The sequence below is a fragment of the Kitasatospora sp. NPDC051984 genome (assembly GCF_044593455.1).
GTDB lineage: Bacteria > Actinomycetota > Actinomycetes > Streptomycetales > Streptomycetaceae > Kitasatospora.
This window is the reverse complement of record NZ_JBIUCB010000008.1, coordinates 211,393-231,845: the sequence shown is the minus strand read 5'-3', so window position 1 is coordinate 231,845 and position 20,453 is coordinate 211,393. Positions and strand designations below refer to the sequence as shown.

At 71.2% G+C, this 20,453-nt stretch carries 18 protein-coding genes and 2 pseudogenes; 15 read left to right on the top strand and 5 right to left on the bottom strand.

Going from position 1 to position 20,453, the window contains the following annotated elements; genetic code table 11:
* The first annotated feature begins 87 nt into the window (after positions 1 to 87).
* The 4 genes from ACIHEI_RS18705 (at position 88) to ACIHEI_RS18690 (ending at position 3,226) form a co-directional block, all read left to right on the top strand.
* Positions 88 to 420: an ArsR/SmtB family transcription factor gene (locus ACIHEI_RS18705; protein WP_392956189.1), complete on the top strand. Its 333-nt coding sequence runs from the start codon at positions 88 to 90 to the stop codon at positions 418 to 420.
* Positions 411 to 1,526: an ACR3 family arsenite efflux transporter gene (arsB, locus tag ACIHEI_RS18700; protein ID WP_396607447.1), complete on the top strand. Its 1,116-nt coding sequence runs from the start codon at positions 411 to 413 to the stop codon at positions 1,524 to 1,526. The genes ACIHEI_RS18705 and arsB overlap by 10 nt, the downstream gene beginning before the upstream one ends.
* Positions 1,527 to 1,598: 72 nt before the next feature.
* Positions 1,599 to 2,660 (top strand): ArsO family NAD(P)H-dependent flavin-containing monooxygenase, encoded by a 1,062-nt coding sequence (locus ACIHEI_RS18695; protein ID WP_396607374.1) that lies wholly within the window; start codon positions 1,599 to 1,601, stop codon positions 2,658 to 2,660.
* A 326-nt stretch (positions 2,661 to 2,986) separates the two neighbouring features.
* Positions 2,987 to 3,226: a hypothetical protein gene (locus ACIHEI_RS18690; RefSeq protein ID WP_396607373.1), complete on the top strand. Its 240-nt coding sequence runs from the start codon at positions 2,987 to 2,989 to the stop codon at positions 3,224 to 3,226.
* Between the two features lie 8 nt (positions 3,227 to 3,234).
* Here ACIHEI_RS18690 and ACIHEI_RS18685 read toward each other — a convergent pair whose 3' ends face one another.
* Positions 3,235 to 3,597, bottom strand: coding sequence for an ArsR/SmtB family transcription factor (locus tag ACIHEI_RS18685; RefSeq protein ID WP_396607372.1), 363 nt, complete (start codon positions 3,595 to 3,597; stop codon positions 3,235 to 3,237).
* Positions 3,598 to 3,702: 105 nt separating this feature from the next.
* Here ACIHEI_RS18685 and ACIHEI_RS18680 point away from each other — a divergent pair.
* Together ACIHEI_RS18680 and ACIHEI_RS18675 are read left to right on the top strand one after the other, a co-directional pair.
* Positions 3,703 to 5,035 (top strand): annotated as a pseudogene (locus tag ACIHEI_RS18680) (NAD(P)-binding domain-containing protein); the annotation flags it as partial.
* A gap of 214 nt (positions 5,036 to 5,249) precedes the next feature.
* A complete protein-coding gene (locus ACIHEI_RS18675) occupies positions 5,250 to 6,452 on the top strand; it encodes an MFS transporter (protein ID WP_396607371.1) in 1,203 nt (400 codons plus the stop codon).
* Between the two features lie 371 nt (positions 6,453 to 6,823).
* Here the strand turns inward: ACIHEI_RS18675 and ACIHEI_RS18670 are convergent, their stop codons facing one another.
* Positions 6,824 to 7,651 carry an SAM-dependent methyltransferase gene (locus tag ACIHEI_RS18670; RefSeq protein ID WP_396607370.1) on the bottom strand — a complete coding sequence of 276 codons (828 nt, stop codon included), beginning with the start codon at positions 7,649 to 7,651 and terminating at the stop codon, positions 6,824 to 6,826.
* A 420-nt stretch (positions 7,652 to 8,071) separates the two neighbouring features.
* On the opposite strand from ACIHEI_RS18670, the gene ACIHEI_RS18665 reads away from it, so the two are divergent.
* On the top strand, positions 8,072 to 8,596 hold the full coding sequence (locus ACIHEI_RS18665; RefSeq protein WP_396607369.1) for an RNA polymerase sigma factor: 525 nt from the start codon (positions 8,072 to 8,074) through the stop codon (positions 8,594 to 8,596).
* Entirely contained in the window at positions 8,593 to 9,207 is a 615-nt protein-coding gene (locus ACIHEI_RS18660; protein ID WP_392956202.1) for a hypothetical protein, read from the top strand. Before ACIHEI_RS18665 ends, ACIHEI_RS18660 begins: the two co-directional genes overlap by 4 nt.
* 8 nt (positions 9,208 to 9,215) lie before the next feature.
* Here ACIHEI_RS18660 and ACIHEI_RS18655 read toward each other — a convergent pair whose 3' ends face one another.
* The gene (locus ACIHEI_RS18655; RefSeq protein ID WP_396607368.1) at positions 9,216 to 9,725 is read right to left on the bottom strand and encodes an SRPBCC family protein; all 510 of its coding nucleotides are present in this window, start codon (positions 9,723 to 9,725) and stop codon (positions 9,216 to 9,218) included.
* Positions 9,726 to 10,018: 293 nt separating this feature from the next.
* On the opposite strand from ACIHEI_RS18655, the gene ACIHEI_RS18650 reads away from it, so the two are divergent.
* Together ACIHEI_RS18650 and ACIHEI_RS18645 are read left to right on the top strand one after the other, a co-directional pair.
* Positions 10,019 to 10,693: a carbonic anhydrase gene (locus ACIHEI_RS18650; RefSeq protein ID WP_396607367.1), complete on the top strand. Its 675-nt coding sequence runs from the start codon at positions 10,019 to 10,021 to the stop codon at positions 10,691 to 10,693.
* 43 nt (positions 10,694 to 10,736) lie between these two features.
* On the top strand, positions 10,737 to 11,291 hold the full coding sequence (locus tag ACIHEI_RS18645; protein ID WP_387642862.1) for a hypothetical protein: 555 nt from the start codon (positions 10,737 to 10,739) through the stop codon (positions 11,289 to 11,291).
* 52 nt (positions 11,292 to 11,343) lie between these two features.
* On the opposite strand, the pseudogene ACIHEI_RS18640 reads toward ACIHEI_RS18645, so the two are convergent.
* Positions 11,344 to 11,508: pseudogene (locus ACIHEI_RS18640) on the bottom strand (pirin family protein); the annotation flags it as partial.
* A gap of 203 nt (positions 11,509 to 11,711) precedes the next feature.
* On the opposite strand from ACIHEI_RS18640, the gene ACIHEI_RS18635 reads away from it, so the two are divergent.
* From ACIHEI_RS18635 to ACIHEI_RS18620, 4 genes are all read left to right on the top strand, one after another.
* Positions 11,712 to 12,899, top strand: coding sequence for a transcriptional regulator (locus tag ACIHEI_RS18635; protein WP_396607366.1), 1,188 nt, complete (start codon positions 11,712 to 11,714; stop codon positions 12,897 to 12,899).
* Between the two features lie 328 nt (positions 12,900 to 13,227).
* The gene (locus ACIHEI_RS18630) at positions 13,228 to 13,923 is read left to right on the top strand and encodes a WXG100 family type VII secretion target (protein WP_396607365.1); all 696 of its coding nucleotides are present in this window, start codon (positions 13,228 to 13,230) and stop codon (positions 13,921 to 13,923) included.
* Positions 13,920 to 18,032: an RHS repeat-associated core domain-containing protein gene (locus tag ACIHEI_RS18625; protein ID WP_396607364.1), complete on the top strand. Its 4,113-nt coding sequence runs from the start codon at positions 13,920 to 13,922 to the stop codon at positions 18,030 to 18,032. The genes ACIHEI_RS18630 and ACIHEI_RS18625 overlap by 4 nt, the downstream gene beginning before the upstream one ends.
* On the top strand, positions 18,029 to 18,355 hold the full coding sequence (locus ACIHEI_RS18620) for a hypothetical protein (protein ID WP_396607363.1): 327 nt from the start codon (positions 18,029 to 18,031) through the stop codon (positions 18,353 to 18,355). The genes ACIHEI_RS18625 and ACIHEI_RS18620 overlap by 4 nt, the downstream gene beginning before the upstream one ends.
* Before the next feature lie 88 nt (positions 18,356 to 18,443).
* Here ACIHEI_RS18620 and ACIHEI_RS18615 read toward each other — a convergent pair whose 3' ends face one another.
* Positions 18,444 to 19,976, bottom strand: coding sequence for a UDP-N-acetylglucosamine 1-carboxyvinyltransferase (locus ACIHEI_RS18615; RefSeq protein ID WP_396607362.1), 1,533 nt, complete (start codon positions 19,974 to 19,976; stop codon positions 18,444 to 18,446).
* A 280-nt stretch (positions 19,977 to 20,256) separates the two neighbouring features.
* Between ACIHEI_RS18615 and ACIHEI_RS18610 the strand changes: the two genes are divergently transcribed.
* Positions 20,257 to 20,412: a hypothetical protein gene (locus tag ACIHEI_RS18610; RefSeq protein WP_396607361.1), complete on the top strand. Its 156-nt coding sequence runs from the start codon at positions 20,257 to 20,259 to the stop codon at positions 20,410 to 20,412.
* Positions 20,413 to 20,453 lie beyond the last annotated feature (41 nt).

The window sequence follows — 20,453 nt, the reverse complement described above, 5'->3', positions numbered from 1 at the left end:
GGGCCGATGCGCGGCAACGAGGGCAGGATCGCACAACAGCTCAGCCGCCACTGATATCAGCCAGGACTGATGCGATAGTATCAGCACATGGTGATGTCAGTCGAGAGTGATGTGAACGGCACGGTGGACCTGCTGAAGGCCCTGGCCGACCCCCTGCGCATGCGGATCCTGACGCTGCTCGCGCACGAGGCGCTCTGCACCAGCCACCTCGTCGAGGAGACCGGCGCCAAGCAGACCAACCTGTCCAACCACCTGAAGATCCTTCGGGAGGCCGGCCTGGTCGACACCGAGCCCTGCGGCCGCTTCACCTACTACAAGCTCCGCCCCGACGCCCTGGGGGCCCTCGCCGGCCTGCTCGGCGATCTCGCCGCCACCGCCCGCGCCACCGCGAGCGCCGACACGAAGAGGTCCTGCCCGTGACCCCGACCAGGACCACCGCTCCCCCGGATCATCCCGAGGCCGGACCGGTCGGCAAGCTTTCCTTCCTGGACCGCTACCTCGCGGTGTGGATCCTGCTCGCCATGGGCCTCGGCCTGGGCCTGGGCCGGGCGATCCCCGGCCTGAACGACGCGCTGAGCAAGGTCGAGGTCGGCGGCGTCTCGCTGCCGATCGGCCTCGGCCTGCTGGTCATGATGTACCCGGTCCTCGCGAAGGTCCGCTACGACCGCCTGCACACCGTGACCGGCGACCGGAAGCTGATGGTCTCCTCGCTGGTGATCAACTGGCTGGTCGGCCCGGCCGTGATGTTCGCCCTCGCCTGGATCTTCCTGCCGGACCTGCCCGAGTACCGCACCGGTCTGATCATCGTCGGCCTGGCCCGCTGCATCGCCATGGTGATCATCTGGAACGATCTGTCCTGCGGCGACCGCGAGGCCGCCGCCGTCCTGGTCGCGCTGAACAGCGTCTTCCAGGTCGTGATGTTCGGCGTGCTGGGCTGGTTCTACCTCGACGTGCTGCCGGGCTGGCTCGGCCTGTCCCAGGACAACCTGCACTTCTCCGTCGCGAAGATCGTCGTCAACGTCCTGGTCTTCCTCGGCATCCCGCTGGTCGCCGGCTTCCTCACCCGCCGCATCGGCGAGCAGAAGCTGGGCCGCGAGCGCTACGAGCAGAACTTCCTGCCGAAGATCGGCCCCTGGGCGCTGTACGGGCTGCTGTTCACGATCGTGATCCTGTTCGCCCTCCAGGGGAAGACCATCACCTCGCAGCCGCTCGACGTCGCCCGGATCGCCCTGCCGCTGCTCGCCTACTTCGCGATCATGTGGTTCGGCTCGTTCGTGCTCGGCAAGGGCCTCGGCCTGGCCTACGACCGCACCGCGACGCTGGCGTTCACGGCGGCGGGCAACAACTTCGAACTCGCCATCGCCGTCGCCATCGCCACCTTCGGCGTCACCTCCGGCCAGGCCCTCTCCGGCGTCGTCGGCCCGCTCATCGAGGTCCCCGTCCTGATCGCCCTGGTGTATGTCTCCCTCGCCTGGCGCAAGAAGTTCGCCGTCAGGACCACCGCTTCTGTGGAATCGTCGCGCTGAAGCCCCGCAGGTCGCCCGCACCCCCTTTCCGGCGCGGGCGACCCGCCCCGCCGCACCCCTGGAGCAACAGCGATGACCTTCCCTGACCGCCACACCCAGGTCCTGGTGGTCGGTGGCGGCCAGGCCGGTCTCGCGGCCGGGTACTACCTGCGCCGCGCCGGACTCGACTTCGCGATCCTCGACGCCGCCCGGCACCCCGGCGGCGCCTGGCAGCACTACTGGGAGAGCCTGCGCCTGTTCTCCCCCGCCGCCTTCTCTTCCCTGCCCGGCCGCCCGATGCCCCACCAGCCGGGACACGAGTACCCGGACGCCGCCCACGTGGTGCGCTACCTCGCCGAGTACGAGGAGCGCTACGAACTGCCCGTGCACCGCCCGGTCGACGTGACCAGCGTCGAGAGCGCCCCCGACGGGCTCATCGCCCTTACCAGCCACGGGACTTGGCGAGCGGACGCGGTGATCTTCGCCACCGGCTCCTGGCAGCGGCCGTTCACCCCGTACGTTCCCGGCCAACGCAACTTCGCCGGCCGCCAGCTCCACACCCACCACTACGGCACGGCCAGCAGGTTCGCCGGGCAGCGGGTGCTGGTCGTCGGCGGCGGCAACTCCGGCACCCAGATCGCCGCCGACCTCGCCGACGTGGCCACCGTCCGCTGGGTCACCCGCCGCCCGCCGCACTTCCTGCCCGACGCGATCGACGGCCGGGCCCTGTTCGAACTCGCCACCCGCCGCGTCAACGCCGCCGAACACGGCGAACAGCACGGCGGCGTCGCCTCGCTGGGCGACATCGTCGCCACCGGCCCCGTCCGCCGAGCCCGGGACAGCGGGCTGGTCGCCGCCCACCCGATGTTCGAACGACTCACCCCGACCGGCCCCGTCTGGGCCGACGGCAGCAGCTTCGACTGCGACACGATCATCTGGTGCACGGGCTTCCGCCCCGACCTCGCCGCCACCCGCCCCCTCGACCTCGGCCGCACCGACGGCCGCATCCCCACCGACGGCACCCGCACCCTCGCCGACCCCCGCATCCACCTGCTCGGCTACGGCGACTGGACCGGCCCGGCCTCCGCCACCCTGATCGGCGTCGGCCGCACCGCGCGCAGCGCCGTCCAGGAGATCAAGACGCTGCTGGGCTGACGACCCGCACAATCCGACGCCGGCTCAGGACGCGAGCGGAGCACTCGACCCACCCGCGTACGCGCACCAGTCCGAGACCGCGCCCGCCGCCACCACCCGGCCCAGCACTGCGCCCGACGCGACCACCGCGACGACCGCGACGACCGCGACGACCGCGACGACCGCGACGACCGCGACGACCGCGATGGGACGCGAGCCCGGCCCGGCCGGACTCCTCCCGGCCCGAGGCGTACGTCTCGGCGTCGGCCGCACCGCACGCGCCGCCGTCCAGGAGATCAAGACACTGCTGGGCTGACGACCCGCACAATCCGACATCGACTCAGAACGTGAGCGGAGCGCTCGACCCACCCGCGTACGCGCACCGGTCCGAGACCGCGCCCGCCGCCACCCGGCCCAGCACCGCGCCCGCCGCCACCACCCGGCCCAGCACCGCGACGACCGCGACGACCCGATGGAACGTGAGCCCGGCCCGGCCGGACTCCTCCCGGCCCGAGGCGTACGTCTCGGCGTCGGCCGCACCGCCCGCACCGCCCGCATCGCCGTCCAGCAGATCGACGCGCTGTTGAAGGAGCGGTCAGCAGGTGGCGGCGAGCAGCCCGGCCATGGCGGCCAGCACGCCGGGCGCGACGCGGTAGTACACCCGCGTGCCGCGCCGCTCGGAGGTCAGCAGGCCGGCCTCGCGGAGCTTCTTCAAGTGGTGGGAGACGGTCGGCTGGGACACGCCCACGTCCTGGATGTCGCACACGCACGCCTCGCCGCCCTCGTGCGAGGCGACCCGGGAGAACAGCCGCAGCCGCACCGGGTCGGACAGCGCCTTGAACATCGCGGCCATCCGCTCCGCGTCCGCCTCCGACAGCGCGGCCGACGTGACCGGCGGGCAGCAGGGCACGGCCGACGCGTCAACGATCGGCAGCTCCACGGAAATCAAGTTCGACATACGTCTATGTTGACACCTGTCGAATCAGTGGGCAAGCTCGGCTGTATCGACGAGCGTGGAATCAACGCTCATCCCTCACGCGACCGCACCACCCGGAGAACCGAGATGAGCGAGAACACTCCCGTCCCCCAGCTCCCCATAGCCGTCATCGGCGCCGGACCGGTCGGCCTGGCCGCCGCCGCCCACCTGATCGAGCGCGGCATCGAACCCGTCGTCCTGGAGGCCGGGCCCAGCGCCGCCAGCGCGGTGCGCGAGTGGTCGCACGTGCGACTGTTCTCGCAGTGGTCCGAGATCGTCGACCCCGCCGCCGAGAAGCTCCTCGCCCCCACCGGCTGGGTCCGCCCCGACGCCGACGCCTACCCCTCGGGCGGCGACTGGGTCGCGCAGTACCTCCAGCCGCTGGCCGACGTCCTCGGCGACCGAGTCCGCTACGGTGCCCGCGTTACCGGCGTCGCCCGCGCCGGACGGGACCGCATCGTCGACGCCGACCGCGCGGCACAGCCGTTCACCGTCCACCTCCGGCACGCCGACGGCTCCGAGGAACGCATCCTGGCCCGCGCCGTCATCGACGCCTCCGGCACCTGGTCCACCCCGGGCCCGGCCGGCGGCAACGGCCTGCCCGCCCTCGGCGAGCGCGCCGCGAGCGCGAAGATCTCGTACTACGTCCCGGACTTCACCGACCCCGCCACCCGCAAGCGGTACGCCGGCAAGCGCACCGCCGTCGTCGGCGCGGGCGCGTCCGCGTTCACCGCGCTCGCCATGCTCGCCGACCTCGCCAAGGACGCCCCCGGCACCCACGCCGAGTGGATCCTGCGCCGGGGCATCTCCGGCTCCACCTACGGCGGCGGCACCGCCGACCAGCTGCCCGAGCGCGGCGCCCTCGGCCTGCGCGCCAAGAAGGCCGTCGAGGACGGCCACGCCAGCGCGCTCACCGGCTTCCGCACCACCGCCGTCGAGCCCGACGGCGAGCAGCTCGTCCTGGTCGCCGAGGACGGGCAGCGCAGCGAGGCCGTCGACGAGATCATCGTCCTCACCGGCTTCCGACCCGACCTCTCCTTCCTCGGCGAACTGCGCCTCGGCCTCGACGAGCGCCTCCAGGCCCCGCTCGCCCTCGCCCCGCTGATCGACCCCAACCAGCACTCCTGCGGCACCGTCTACCCGCACGGCGCGGCCGAACTCTCCCACCCGGAGAAGGACGTCTACCTGGTCGGCATGAAGTCCTACGGCCGCGCCCCCACCTTCCTCGCCCTGACCGGCTACGAGCAGGTCCGCTCCATCTCCGCCCTCCTCGCCGGTGACACGGAGGCCGCCGCCCGCGTCGAACTCACCCTCCCCGAGACCGGAGTCTGCGGCGGCGCCGGCCTCTTCGACGACCCCGACGCCTCCCAGGGCGCAGGCGGCTGCTGCTCCACCCCCGCCGCCGAGCCCGAGACCGTCACCGCCCAGCCCGAAAGCGGCTGTTGCCCCACCCCCGCCGACTCCAAGCCCGCCACCACCCAGACCGACGCCGGTGGCTGCTGCTCGACGACGGCCGAGCCCGAGCTCCTCACCCTCGGCAGCAAGCCGAAGCCGATCCCCCTCGGAGCCCAGGAGTCCACCAACTCCACCAACTCCACCAACTCCTGCTCCCCTAGCGGCAGTTGCTGCTGACCGTGGCGAACACCACCCACACCACCACGCACGGGGCAGCGACCGGAACGCCCCTCCGGTCGCGGCCCCGCGCCGCACTGCCCGCCCTGTGCATCACCCAGATCACCGGCTGGGGCATCCTCTACTACGCCTTTCCCGTCCTGCTCTCGCACATCACCCGCTCCACCGGCTGGTCCACCCAGGCCACCACCGCCGCGTTCTCGGCCGCCCTGCTCACCTCCGCCCTCGCGGGCATCCCCGTCGGCCGGCTCCTCGACCGCCGCGGCCCACGCACCGTGATGACCGCGGGCTCCGTACTCGGCGCCGCCGCCCTGGCCGGGGTCGCCCTGGCGCCGAACCTGCCGGTCTTCTTCCTCGCCTGGTTCGCCGGCGGCACCGCGATGGCCGCCACCTTCTACCAGCCCGCGTTCGCCGCCCTGACCCACTGGTACGGCCCGGACCGGGTGCGCGCGTTGACCACCGTGACGCTCGCGGGAGGTCTCGCCTCCACCGCCTTCGCGCCCCTCACCGCCGCCCTGGCCGGCCACCTGTCCTGGCGTTCCACCTACCTGACGCTCGCCCTGCTGCTGGCCGCCGTCACCGTCCCGCTGCACGCACTCGGGCTGCGCCACCCCTGGCCACCACCTCCCGAGACGTCCGCAACTCCCGTCCAGGGCAGGGCGGTCGAGCGCGACCCCGCCTTCTGGCGGCTCTCCGCGGCCTTCGCCTTCTCCGCCCTCGCCATGTTCACCGTGATCTTCGGCCTCGTCCCGCTGCTGACCGCACGCGGTGCCGGCCCCACCCTCGCCGCCTGGGCGCTCGGCCTCGGCGGCCTCGGCCAGACCCTGGGCCGCACCCTGTACGCCCCATTCGCCAGCCGCATACCCGTCCGGGCCCGCACCGCCGTCCTGATCGCCGCCGGCGGCGCCACCACCCTCGCTCTCGCCGCAACTCCCGGACCGGCAGCCCTACTTGTCGCGCTGGCCGTCCTCGGCGGCACCGTCCGCGGCAACCTGACCCTCCTCCAGGCCACCGCCGTCGCCGACCGCTGGGGGACCGCCGCCTACGGCCGCCTCAGCGCCCTGCTCGTCGCCCCCGCCACCGTCGCCGGTGCCCTCGCCCCGTGGGTCGGCTCCGCCCTCGCCGGACCGGTCGGCGGCTACCCCCACCTGTTCCTGCTGCTGACCGCGGTCTCCGCCCTCGCCACCCTCCTGGCGCTCGCCTGACCGTCAACGCGCGCCACCCGGTAGCGATCTTGCCCGCCCGACCCCCTGCAACTTCCTGAAATCAGGCGAAGGGACCACGATGAGCACCGCCCAGGAGAACTCCGAACCTCCACCGGCGACGGCGTTCACCTGACCGCCCGGGGCGAGGACGGGACGTACGCGGCAGACGAGTCGGCCGTCAAGGCGACCACCGCCGGCGGACCGGTCGACCTGGTCGGCTTCGGCGGCCCCGGGGTGTACGTGGCGCGCAGCCTGGTCGGCTTCGGCGGCCCCGGGGTGTACGTGGCGCGCAACCTGTTCCGCCACTTCCGCACCCGTCAGGGCCTGTCCGGTGGGCGGCGGCCGCCGCCCACCGGTAGCCACCGCCGGCGTCACACGAGTTGCGCGACCCCGCCGTAGCAGCCCGCCTGCGCGTCCGTGACGGCCGCGTCCCCGGCGCCGTCGGGGCGCCACCGGGGGCTGGCGACGACGCCCGGCGTGAGCAGCCGCCAGTCCTGGAACAGCCCGACGATCTCCGCCTGGGTGCGGGCCTGCAGGTCGGTGCCGGAGCTGCGGTAGACGTTCTCCATCCGGGCGGTGGCCTCGGGGTCGAAGTCTGCGGTGAAGTGGCTGATGACGAGGTAACTCCCGCGCGCGAGACGCGAGATGAACGACTCGACCACATCGGTGGCACTCTCGCCCGGCCGGTCCGCGACGAAGTGCAGCAGCGCGACCATGCTGAGCGCGACGGGGCGCTCCAGGTCCAGCGTGTCGGCCGCGGCGTCGAGTATCGCCCCGGCGTCCCGGACGTCGCCCTGAACGTACGCGGTGCGCCCCTCGGGGGTGCCCTCCAGCAGCGCCTCGGCATGCGTCAGGACGATCGGGTCGTTGTCCGCGTAGACCACGCGGGCCGCGGCGTTGACGCCCTGGGCGACCTCGTGCAGGTTGGGCGAGGTCGGGATGCCGGTGCCGATGTCCAGGAACTGGTCGATGCCGAGTTCGGCGATGGTCCTGGTGGCGCGCCGCATGAACGCCCGGTTGGCGCCCGCGGCGAGCCGGGCGTTGGGGAAGGCGTCGAGCGCCCGGCCGGCGGCCTCCCGGTCGGCGGGGAAGTTGGTCACACCGCCGAGGTAGTAGTCGTACATTCGGGCCGAATGGGCCTGGTGGATGTTCAGATTGATGCCGATCTGCGGCGTCTGGTGAGCGGTTTCGTCAGCCATCGCGCGTCCCCCCTGGTCGCTGAGTCTTCGTCAGCGCTCGGGTGACGCGGCAGGACGCGCCACCCAGCGCGGAACTCATAAGATCATGCCCATGGAACAGCCGGGCAACCGGCCAGGTCGCACCCTGCCGACTGCATGCCCACCCCGGCCCCGGCCAACCCCCACCGAAGCCGAACGACCGGGTACGACCCATGTCGAGCCCCCAACTGGCCGCCCGGCTTTCACTTCTGTGCCCCTGATGTTCGTGGAGTTCCGTTTTCACCACAGGGATCCCGATACGCTGAAATGGTGGTGTGAGGGGAGCGACAATCCCCTCGTCGAGGCATCGGCGTCTGGCGCGAAGGGGGCGCGGGCCACGATCCGATCGGCGCGGGAGAGACTCTCCCGCTGGGAGGGGTGACGGTGGACCCGGAGTTCGGATTGGCGGTACCGCAACGGCGCGATCAGCTGACCTTCGACGCGTTCTGCGAGACCCACGAACAGGCGTGGCTCGGTGCCGCGCGGGCCTGCCGGCTGTCCGACGAGCAGGCCCACGCAGTGGTCGACGCGGTACGCGACTGGCTGTGGGGCGACTGGCAGATGCTGCTGCGCGAGGCAGCCCCCGCGGCCTCCGCGTGGAAGGTACTGAAGGACGAGATCGCCAAGGCGGGCCTGGCGGCGACGGCCACCGGCGACGAGCACTGGCCCCACGACCAGTGGCGGGTGGCGATACGCACGGCCATGCACCGCATGCGGATGGAGTTCACCCCGGACGTGCTCGGCACCTACGAGGCGATCCTGTCGCTGCCCGAGCGACAGCAGGACGTGATCATCCTCCGCTACGCTCTCGATCTCCGGGACGAAACGGTCGCGGAGTACCTGGGCTCGACGGTGGGGACGGTGCGCTCCAACGCCCGCCACGCCGAGGACCGCCTCAAGGAGAAGCTCGCCCGGAGGAACGCGTGAGTGGTAGATCCGCGGCAACCGAAGTGATGCTGGAACGCAGCCGGGGAGCCGCCCCGGCGCCGCTGCGTCTGGCACACCGTCAGGCCCGGCACGAGCTCGGCATGCTGTGCTCGCTGATCCTCGCCAACCCGGCGGCGGCGAGTTCGCTGGCCAAGCTCGTCGACAGCGAGGTCGAACGCCCGGACGGCGCGCTGGTCCTGGGCGTCCTGCTGAACCTCGCCGACTACGAGGAGGGTGCCCGCTTCTGGTGGGAGTTCGCGGCCGGCGGCGGCAGCCACCTCGCCGCCTCCTGCCTGTGGTTCCTGCACCAGTCGCGCGGCGAGCCCACGGACGCCAACTTCTGGCGCCTCCAGGCCGAGGCCCTGGCCGAACTCCCGCAACCCGACTGGCAGTTGACCTCCCCCGACCGCCCCCTGGTGTCCCGCAGCGTCCGCGCCGAGATACTCGCCCTCTGCAAGCAGGGCATGTCCCCGCGCCTCCCCCCGCGCCTGGCCGCCGTCCTCAAGTCCCTCCCGGTGGAGGACGACAACGGCGACTGGCCCGAAATCCCGCACTGGAGCCCCGACGTCGTCCACCACCTGCGCGCCGCCGCCGACGACACCCCCCGCTGACCAGTCGGTCAGGAACGGGTGACGTCCTCGGCGATGCCCGCCAGGACCGCCTCGATGCCGGTGCGGAGGGCGGTGAGACGGGCGCCGACGATCGCCTCCTCCTGGTCCGGGTTGGCCTCGATGAAGGCGTGCAGCGGAGTGCGCAGGTTGCCCATCCGCATGCCGTGCCGCACCCGGGTGCCGGCGCCCTCGGGGGTCAGCTCGTAGTACCAGCGGGCGAACGCGTCACCCTGGGCGGTGGCGATCTCCGGCAGGACCGACCAGCCGAAGCGCTCGTTCGGAGTGAATTCGGTGATCCGGTTGACCACCTGCCACTCGTACCCGTCCGGCCGGGCATTGTGCCCGGCGAAGTGGGCGCCCACGGCGGGCCCGTCCGCGCCCTGGAGCCACTCGGTGCGCTGGAGTTCCGGGCTGAAGCGGGCGGAGGTGGAGATGTCCGCCACCAGCTCCCAGACCCGCTCCGGCGGGGCGGGAATCGTCGCCTCGACCACCACGGCGAATTCGTCGGAGAGTCGCACGGTTGCCTCATTCCTGTTCACGTCGACCGGCCCGGCTCCCACCGGTGCCCTGCTCCCGCAAGGGTGTCATGTACCGTCCGGGCCACGGGCGTTGGGGCGCGATCGGGCTCGACCTAAGGCCTGCTAAGCCCGGGAGCCGTTCAGCTCGGATGACGTCCCGCACCTCGCAGCGCTCGGCATAGACACGACCAATGGCTTCCATGGTTAGCAACTCTTGGACGCTATGCGCGCTGGTCATGCATGGTGGATCTCACCAGCCCACAAGGGTCGATCGCCACCGAGAGGAGCGACCCATGCAGAACCTCACCGAGGGCGTCGCCCGCTTCCAGCGGCACGTCTTCCAGGCCAAGGCGGAGCTCTTCGCCCACCTCGCCACCCACCACACCCCCGACACGCTGTTCATCAGCTGCTCCGACGCCCGCGTCGTCCCCGAACTGATCACCGGCACCGAGCCCGGCGACCTCTTCGTCATCCGCACCGCCGGCAACCTCGTCCCGGCCCACACCCCCGAAGCCGACGGCATCTCCGCCAGCATCGAATACGCGGTGGCCGCCCTGAACGTGAAGGACATCATCGTCTGCGGTCACTCCGCCTGCGGCGCCATGACCGCCCTCGCCGAAGGCCACGATCTCACCGCCGCCCCCGCCGTCGCCTCCTGGCTCCGCCACGCCGACGCCTCGATCGCCCGCACCACCAAGGCCGGCGACGTCAACGCCCTGGTCCGCGAGAACGTCCGCACCCAACTCGCCAACCTCGCCACCCACCCCTCCGTCACCCGCGCCCTCGCCGCCGGCACCGTCACCCTCCACGGCTGGGTCTACGACATCCCCACCGGCAACATCGACGACCTGACCGCCTCATCGGCCAGGATGCCGGTCACCGCGATGATCACGGCACGGCCGTCGTCGGTGGCCCCGCCACAGGCGGGGGAGGGCCGGCTCAACTCCGTCCCCTTCAGCAACATTTGACCTCCCCCTCCCCGCCAATCGCGCCTTCGGTACGGTGACGACCATGACCGACACCTTCGCCCCGCCCGCCGACGCCGCCGACGCGATCGCAGAACGGGCCGTCCACCTGCGCCTCGAGGCACACCGCGCCTCGCACGCCGCCGCCGAGTGGGGCGGCAACTACAACTTCCAGGCGGACATGGCCCATCACCTCAAGGCCGCGCAGGACGACGTCTTCCTGGAATGCCTCAGCCAGGTCCTGGGCACCGACGAGCCCGCCGCCGAGGCCTACATCGCAGGCTGGGCCACGAGGAACGGAATCGACCCGGACCCGGCAACCGTCCGTATCCAGGACATGCCGACCGCCAGCCAGCTCTTCATCCAGCGCGCCGAAGCAGAAATCCTGGCCACCCTCCGCGAAGCAGGCACCGCCGGGCTCCCCAGGAAAACCCTGCTGCCCATGCTCGCCAAGCTCGGGTGGCGCGAGGAGGAGACGTGGATCAAGCGAACCCTCAACGCGGGCACCATGGTTGAACGCCAACGCGGGCGCAGCACCGTCTACGTCCACAGCGCCGCCACGGCTCCCCACCCCGAAGGACCGGCCGAACCGACGCCCTGACCAATCGGCGCCCAACCGCCGCACCCGAGTCCACAACAGGCGTCTCCGCAGGTCAGCGCGCCCACCCCCGCGACTTCAGCGGCATGTCGGGAAGCTCCGGAGCCCGCAACCGAGCCCCGTCGTAGCCGTGCACCTCCCCGAACCGGGCCCCCTTCTCCCAATCGGCCCGCGCCTGCGCGATCTCCTCGCCGGTGCGGCCGACGAAGTTCCACCACATACCACGGCTTTGACGTTTCTTCCCAGCCCAGGGACTTGACGGACCATCCGGCGTCAGCAAAAGGTCAGCAAGACGCCCAGAGAGTCGACAACCATGGCCACCATCAACCTCGTCCGCGGCATGGGCAGCTTCTGGCTGCGGGCAAGTCGAAGTTCAGCCGGTGGAAGGCCGGTGTCACACCGGAGCTGCCCACCCAGATCGCCATGGCCGACCTTGAGGGGCTGCCCGCCCAGGAGGTCGTCGACCGCGGCTGGCCCGGCTGGCTCCAACTCGTCGTCACCGAAGGCGACGACCACCTCTTCTTCGATTCCCCGTGGACCACGGCGGGTACCGTCACAGCATTGGAGAAGGTGGGAGCGCCAGTGAAAGCCAACAACGGGCGACGGGACTTCCTCATCCTCACTGCCGGCGGCCTCGGCGCCGTGGCGGCGAACTGGGCGTCAGCGACGCCTGCTTCTGCGGCCGACACGACCCGTGGCCGTCGCATCGGAGGCGATCGCGCCGCAGCGTTCGAGGGCAGACTCGCGGCACTGCGCCGCCTCGACGACCAGGTCGGCTCCGGCAGGGTCTATACGTCAGCCGTCACCGAACTCCAGATGATCACAGACACGCTCCGAACTGCTTCCTACTCCGAGCCGATCGGAAGCCGGCTCTTCGCCGCTGCCGCCGAGGCATCGCGGTCGGCGGGCTGGACCGCCTACGACAGCGGCCGGCACGCCACCGCCGAGCGGCACTTCGCCGCCGCACTGCGCGCTGCCGCCAGCGCCGGCGACCCGGTGGTCGGAGTGAACACCCTCGCGTTCTGGGCGATCCAGCACTACTCCACCGGCGACCCGCGCGGCGCCGTCGCCCTGGTAGAGGAGGCACTGCGCGTCGCCCCTCGGATCGGATCGGCCCGGATGACCGCGATGCTCCACGCCAGGGCCTGCCGCGCCTACGCCCACGCCGGCGACAGCCGGGCCTCCGATCGGCACGCCAACCTCGCGCTCGACGCCTACAGCGCCGCCGGTCCGATCGACGAGGACCCGGACTGCGTGTACTGGTTCAACCTGGGCGAGCTCTACCAACTGCTCGACTCCTCCGCGCTCAACCTCGACGACCCCCGCCGCGCGCTCGCCCACTTCGAGTCGGCCAGCACCGCCCGCGCCAGCGAGGCGTACGACGGGGAGGCGTTCCCGCGCGGCTTCGCGATCTACCTGGCACGCCAGGCCGAGGCCCGTCTGGGTCTGGGCGACGTCGACGGAGCCGTCGTCGCCGCGGAGACCGCCGTCGAGCACATGGGCGGCGTCACCTCGGCCCGCGGCACCGATACCCTCGGCGGCCTGCGCTCCAAGCTCGGCGCGTACGCGGCTGTCCCGGTCGTACCCGACTTTCTCGCGTCCACCCGCTGACCCGCGACCGGGGCTGCGCAGCCCTCTACTACCCGCATCACATGTCGCAGTGGAGCTCGAGCAAGTCTCTGACCTGCATAAATGACAGGCTCAACGGAATCATTTCGCAACTGGCGCACATGCGGATGCTTCACCTGATGAAGTGAGTCGAGAGGGTGCCGAGTGGCGGCGGGAAAGCGTGCTGGCCGTATGCATCCGTCCGCTGGCAGCAGCCCGGATCACGAGCCGCCGCGCCGCTGTGCGAATCGGGAACCGTTGGGGCGACATGTCCGTCTCAAGGCCCGGTCGGTTATGGTCAGCGGAAGTTCTACCGACATTGGGGGTGTCGATGGGCGTCGTACTACCCGACGAGCTGGCGTGGGTCCTCGATCTGATCGGGATCGACTGGCCAAACGTCGATGAGGACGACTACCGCGAAATGGCCGATGCTGTACGGCAGTTCGCGAGCGAGATAGACGATCACCGGACGGACCTGCAGCAGGCCGTCGAGCAGATGGCCGGGGAGAACGCGGGCGCCGCGGTGGATGCCTTCCAGGCGCACTGGGGGAAGGTCAACGGTACCCACATCCACCAACTCGCCGAGGGCTGCCGCTTGGTGGGCACGGTGCTGGACGGCGTGGCGGTGGTCATCACCGGGGCGAAGGTCGCAGCAATCGCCCAACTGGTCGTCCTGGCCACCGAGGTGATCGCTGCGCAGGCCGCCGCACCGTTCACCTTCGGCCTCTCCGAGGCGGGCGCGATCGGCGCCACGCAGGCCACCCGAATGATTGTCCGGCGGCTGCTCAAGGAGGCCGAGAGGCAGATCATCGACCAGCTGATGTCGGTGGCCACCGGGCCGATCGTCAGCGCGCTCGGCAGCATGGCGGGCGAACTGGTGCTGCAGCTCGGCGAGGAGGCTCTCGGCATCGGCGACGGCGTCGACCTCGGCCAGGTCGGCCGGGCGGGTCAGCAGGGCTTCAAGGACGGCGTGGACGACTCGCTGGGACAGGTCGGTATCAACCGCGGTACGGGGGCGACGGCATGAGCGACGGGTTCAAGCACAACCACGAGGAGACGGAGAAGCTCGCAGAGCACTTCAAGGCCGGGTCCTCCAGGCTCACCTCCGCCGGCGACACCCATCTGGGGCGGGCCCGGCACCACTTCGGCCGCACCCGGGGCCGCGGCGGGCTGGCGCAGGCCGCGGAAGCGGGCGTCGAGCAGCTGATCGAGAGCATCACCAAGGGGCAGAAGGCGCTCGGCAAGCACCTGGGCGACGTCGGCACCGGTCTGAAGAAGACGAGCGCCAACCACCGGGCCCACGAGCAGGAGCTGACCCGGACGCTGAGTAGCATCGCGGGCGGGAAGGGAACGCCGAAGGGCCCGGGCGGCGGCAAGCCGAGCTACGCCTCCGTCCTGGGCGGCGGCAACGGTACCAACGCACCCAAGCCGGGCCCGCCCAAGCCGGGTCCGCCCAAGCCCGGGCCGAGGCCCGGGCCTCCACCCATGCGGCTCAACAACACCAGGCCCAAGGTGCAGGGCAAGCCCTTGACGACCCGTCCGGCCAAGAGCGACCCGGTGGACATCGCTACGGGCGACGTACTGTTCCCGCAAACCGACGTCGGCCTCGACGCCGCGCTGCCGCTGGTGCTTTCCCGCACCCACATGTCCAGCTACCGGCTCGGCGGCTGGTACGGCCCGAGTTGGGCGTCCACGCTGGACCAGCGGATCGAACTCGACGGCGAGGGCGTGCTGTTCGCCGCCGAGGACGGCATGCTGCTGAGCTACCCGGTGCCCGAGCCGGGCGGCGCCGTCCTGCCGGTCGAGGGGCCGCGCTGGCCGCTGCACTGGGACAGCACCCCGGGTGGCGAGATACGGATCACCGACCCGCACAGCGGACTGACCCGGCACTTCGCCGAGCCCGCAGGCGGCCCGGGCCCGCACGCCCGGGCGGCCGGCACCCTGCAACTGCCGCTGCTCGCCCTCACCGACCGCAACGGGCACCGGGTGGAGGTGGTGTACGGCAGCGGCGGTGTCCCGGTCGAGGTGCGGCACAGCGGTGGCTACCGGATCGGCGTGACCAGCGAGGGCCCTCGGATCACCGCGCTCGCGCTGCTTCCCCACGAGGGCACAGAAGATGAGCCGGTCGAGCTGGTCCGGTACGGATACGACGGCAACGGCCGGCTGGCCACCGTCACCGACTCCTCCCGGATCGCCATGAGCCTCACCTACGACGGCTCCGGCCGGCTCACCAGCTGGACCGACCGGGTCGGCTACCGCTACCGGTACGTCTACGACCGGGCCGGACGCTGCGTGCAGACCCGTGGTGACGGCGGCTACCTGGACGCGGTGTTCAGCTACGACGACGAGCAGCGCGTCACCACGATGACCGACGCGGTCGGCAACCGGACCGTCTACCAGTTCGACGAGGCGGGCCGACTGGAACGCGAGACCTCCCCGCACGGCGCCGTCGCCACGTTCCAGTGGGACCGGTACGGCAGCCTGCTGTCGCGCACCGACCCGCTCGGCCGCACCACCGGCTTCAGCTACGACGAGGCCGGCAACCTCGAAGTCTCCACCCTGCCCGACGGCACCACCAGCAGCGCGAGCTACAACGAGCGGCACCAGGTCACCGAGCTGACCGCGATGGACGGCGCCCAGTGGCGCTACGAGTACGACGAGCACGGCAACACCGTCGCCACCATAGACCCGATGGGCGCCCGCACCGCGTACTCCTTCGACGAGTACGGCCGGCCCGTCGCGGTGACCGACGCGCTCGGCAACACCAGCCGGGTGACCTTCGACGCGGCCGGCCTGACCACGTCGCTGACCGAGGCTACCGGGGCCACCAGCCACAGCACCCGCGACGCGTTCGGGCGGCTCAACACCGTCACCGACGCGCTCGGGAACACCACCTCCTTCGGCTGGACCCTGGAGGGCCGCCCCGCCTGGCGGCAGGACCCGGACGGTGGCCGGCACGAATGGACCCACGACGCACAGGGCCGGGTGATCGCGTACCGCGACCCGGCCGGTGGCGTCACCCGCGCCGAGTACGGCCCGTTCGGCAAGCTCACCGCCCGCACCGGCCCCGGCGGCGACCGCTGGACTTTCGAGTACGACGGCCAGTTGCGGCTCACCGCCGTCACCAACCCGGTCGGCGAGCGCTGGACGTACCGGCACGACCCCACCGGCGGCGTGATCGAGGAGACCGATTTCGCCGGCCGCACCGTCCGCTACGAGCGGGACCTGACCGGTGTCCTGACCGCCCGCACCAACGCCGCCGGGCAGCGCGTCGAGTACGTCCGCGACGCCCAGGACCGCACCGTCGAAATGCACGCCGACGGCCGGGTCACCCGGTACACCTACGACGGCGCGGGCCGGGTGCTGACCGTCGGCGACGGGACCACCGGGCTGAGCCGCCGCTACGACCCGACCGGTCGGCTTATCGCCGAGGAGTGCGAGGGCCGGGTCACCACCTTCTCGTACGACCTGCTCGGCCGCCGCACCGGCCTGCGCACCCCCGCCGGCGCCGAGTCGCACTGGACGTACACACCGATCGGCCTGCCCGAGACGCTGACCGCGCCGGGCGGCGCGCTGCGCTTCCACTACGACCGGGCCGGGCGGGAGGTGCGGCGCGAGTTCGGCCAGGTGGTGTTCGACCGCCGCTACGACGCGATGGACCGGCTCACCGGCCAACAGGTCGGCGCGGAGGGCCGGTTGGTGAGCGGTCAGAGCTGGGCCTTCCGCCCCGGCGGCGCACTCGCCGAGACCACCGACCACCTGCTCGGCACCCGCACCACCGGCTTCGATGGCCGCGGCAAGGTCACCGAGCTGACCGGCGCGAACTGGCGCGAGGGCTACCTCTACGACCCGGCCGGCGACCTGGTCGGCCTCCAACTGCCGGGCAGCGGCGACGAGTCCGGCGAACTCACGGTGGCCGGCGGTCGGCCGCGGCAGGCCGGGCGCACCTCGTACGAGTACGACGCCCAGGGCCGGCTGGTGCGCCGCACCCGCCGACTGCTCTCCGGCGGCGAACACACCTGGCAGTACACCTGGGACTCGCACGACCAGCTCACCTCGGTCGCCCTCCCCGACGGTACGCTCGCCCGGTACCGCTACGACGCCTTCGGCCGGCGGCGAGCGAAGCAGCTGCTGGCCGCCGACCGGGTCACCGTGCTCGACGAGACGCTGTTCACCTGGGCGAACGAACGGCTGGTCGAACAGGTCCGGACCCGCGCCGACCGGCCCGGGCGGCACGTCACCGCCTGGGAGTGGACCCTCACCGGGCAGCGCCCGCTCACCCAGACCGACTGGCTGCTGCCCGCCGCGGACGCCCCGCAGCACGAGATCGACCGCCGCTTCCACGCCATCGTCACCGACCTGGTCGGCTCCCCGACCGAACTGGTCGACGAGCACGGCGCCGTGGCCTGGCAGCAGCGCACCACGCTGTGGGGCCGCCCGCTGCCCGGCGCGATCGAGAACGTCGGCTGCCCGCTGCGCTTCCCCGGGCAGTACCACGACGCCGAGACCGGCCTGCACTACAACGTCTTCCGGTACTACGACCCGGCGACCGCCCACTACCTCAGCCCGGACCCACTGGGCCTGGCCGGCGGCGCGAACCCGTACGGCTACGTCAACGACCCGCGCCGGATCTCCGACCCGCTGGGCCTCGACCCGGACCTGATCGACCTGTACCACGGCACCACCCACAAGGGCGCCACCAGCGTCGAGCAGAACGGCATCAACCCGCAGCACAGCCCCCGCCCGATGGACTTCGGCCACGGCGGCTTCTACGTGACCAACGACCCCAAGCAGGCCCGCGACTGGGCCAACACGCAGGATGAGCGTTACCCGACCCACGGCGGCCCGGCAGTCATGCATTTCCAGGTCTCCCGCTCCGAACTGGAGGCCCTGAATGGGAAACGGTTCAACAACGACCAGGAACTCGCCGACTTCATCGCCCATCACCGCAACGACCGCTACGGCAGGCAGATGCACGACTACGACAACGTCGAGGGCAAAATGCTGATGAACCTCCGCCCGTGGCAAAAGGACAACACCGTCCCGATGCGACTGAGAGGCCACCAGATAGCGTTCTACCAGCAGCCGGGCGTCGACCTGCTGTCCAACGGCTACATCGGAAGGCACCGACGGTGAGCGAGTTCCTCATGAAGGCGGACGAGGAGATGCTGGAGTTTTTCTCCGAGATCGCCGACGTCCTCCAGACCTTCGGCATCTCCCGGGCCGAGGCCGTGGCCCGGGTGAACCGCGCCTGGGGACACCGGAAGTTCGGCCCCTACCCCGACCTGATGTGCCACGAGGATCCCGAGTACTGGGCCCACGGCCTGTACTACGACAACGGCAAGGACGACGGCGGGCTAGTGCCCTACTGGGAAGAGAACCCCGACCGCAGCACCTGGCAGATCGTCCCGCCGCCGCCCGACGACTCCCCGGCCTGGACACTGCCCCGGGAACTGTAACCGCACAGCCCTTCGCCGGGGCGGCTCCTCTCGCACGAGCCGCCCCGCGAGGGCGGCTGACAGGTGCCGGCCCCGCACAGCGTCCGGTTTAGACGTCGTAGAACGTCTCGATCTGCGCGCCCAGGGAGTTCAGACGCATCGCCAGGTCCTCGTACCCCCGGTTGATCACGTACACATTCCGCAGCACCGAGGTGCCCTCGGCTGCGAGCATCGCCAGCAGCACCACGACCGCCGGCCGCAGCGCCGGGGGGCACATCATCTCCGCCGCGCGCCAGCGGGTCGGGCCGTCGACCAGGACGCGGTGCGGGTCCATCAGTTTGACCGTCGCGCCGAGGCTGTTCAGGCCGGTCAGGTAGATCGCGCGGTTGTCGTAGACCCAGTCGTGGATCTGGGTCGAGCCCTGCGCCATGGCCGCGATGACCGCGAAGAACGGCACATTGTCGATGTTGATGCCCGGGAACGGCATCGGGTGGATCTTGTCGATCGGTGCTTCCAGCTTCGACGGGCGCACCGTCACGTCGACGAGGCGGGTCCGGCCGTTGTCTGCGGGGTATTCCGCGCTCAGGTCGTAGTCGAGGCCCATGCCCTCCAGGACCGCGAGTTCGATCTCCAGGAACTCGATCGGCGCCCGGCAGACCGTCAGCTCCGAGGACGTCACCACCGCGGCGGTCAGCAGGCTCATCGCCTCCACCGGGTCCTCCGACGGCGAGTAGTCCACGTCGCAGTCGATCCGGGCCAGGCCGTGCACGGTGAGCGTGGTGGTGCCGATGCCGTCGATCCGTACGCCCAGGCGTTCCAGGAAGAAGCAGAGGTCCTGCACCATGTAGTTCGGGCTGGCGTTGCGGATCACCGTCACCCCGTCATGCCGCGCAGCCGCCAGCAGTGCGTTCTCGGTGACCGTGTCCCCCCGCTCGGTCAGCACGATCGGCCTGCCCGGCACCACCGACCGGTCGACCTCCGCGTGATAGACACCCGTGGTCGCCGCAACCTCCAGCCCGAACCGTCGCAGCGCCGCCATGTGCGGCTCCACCGTGCGGGTGCCGAGGTCGCAGCCGCCGGCATAGGGCAGCTTGAACCGGTTAAAGCGGTGCATCAGCGGGCCGAGGAACATGATGATGCTGCGCGTGCGGCGCGCGGCTTCCAGGTCCATCGCGTCCAGGTCCAGCTCGGCCGGCGGTTCCAGTTCGAGGTCGCTGCCGCCGTTGATCCAGCGGGCGCGGACCCCGATGCTGGTGAGCACCTCGACGATCCGGTAGACCTCCTCGATCCGGGCGACCTTGCGCAGCGTCGTCCGGCCGGTCGTCAGCAGCGACGCGCAGAGCAGCGCGACACAGGCGTTCTTGCTCGACTTCACGTCGATCCGCCCCGACAGGCTCCGGCCCCCGGTCACCCGAAGATGCATCGGACGTGCGGCGCCGACCGAGACGACCTTGATGCCGAGTGCACCTTCGAGGCGCTCGACCATCTCAAGTGTGAGATTTTGTCCGCCAGCTTCGATGCGGGCAACAGCCGACTGACTCGTACCCAACAGGCCCCCCAAGTGTCCCTGGGACCAGTTCTTTTCGAGGCGAGCCTCCTTGATCAGCATGCCGATCCGGGAGAGCGAGATTCCTTCGTTCATGAGCTGACGATATCTCACGTGAGATAGAAGCAGAGATCGACACGAGAGCCGACCGGTCGGCGCGCATCCTGCGGAACCGCTGCTGACGGGGTGGAGGAGCCCTCGGCCGCCCGTCACATTCGCGAAGAAATATGACGGGTGGTGACTCTCCGGTGATGATGAGCAACCAGCGCGGGGCCCGTCCCGCGTACGGCTCAGGCACGCTCATGCCTTGACGCGGGCGAGGCTCCGCTTCCCGATCGCCTCCGGCAACAGCGCGGAGGCAAGGAAGGAGCGAGAGATGACGGGCAAACCGATCAACGACGAGCTGCTGCTCGTGGCAGAAGAACTGGGTGCCGTGCACGACCGGTACGACAACCTCCGGTCGGACAATGCCGGCTCGGGCGGCGACGACCCGTGGCCCGGCGGAGACGGCAACCTGCACGAGAGCGAGTGAACTGGCCGGCCGGTGGACCAGCGGCTGCCGTTGGTCCACCG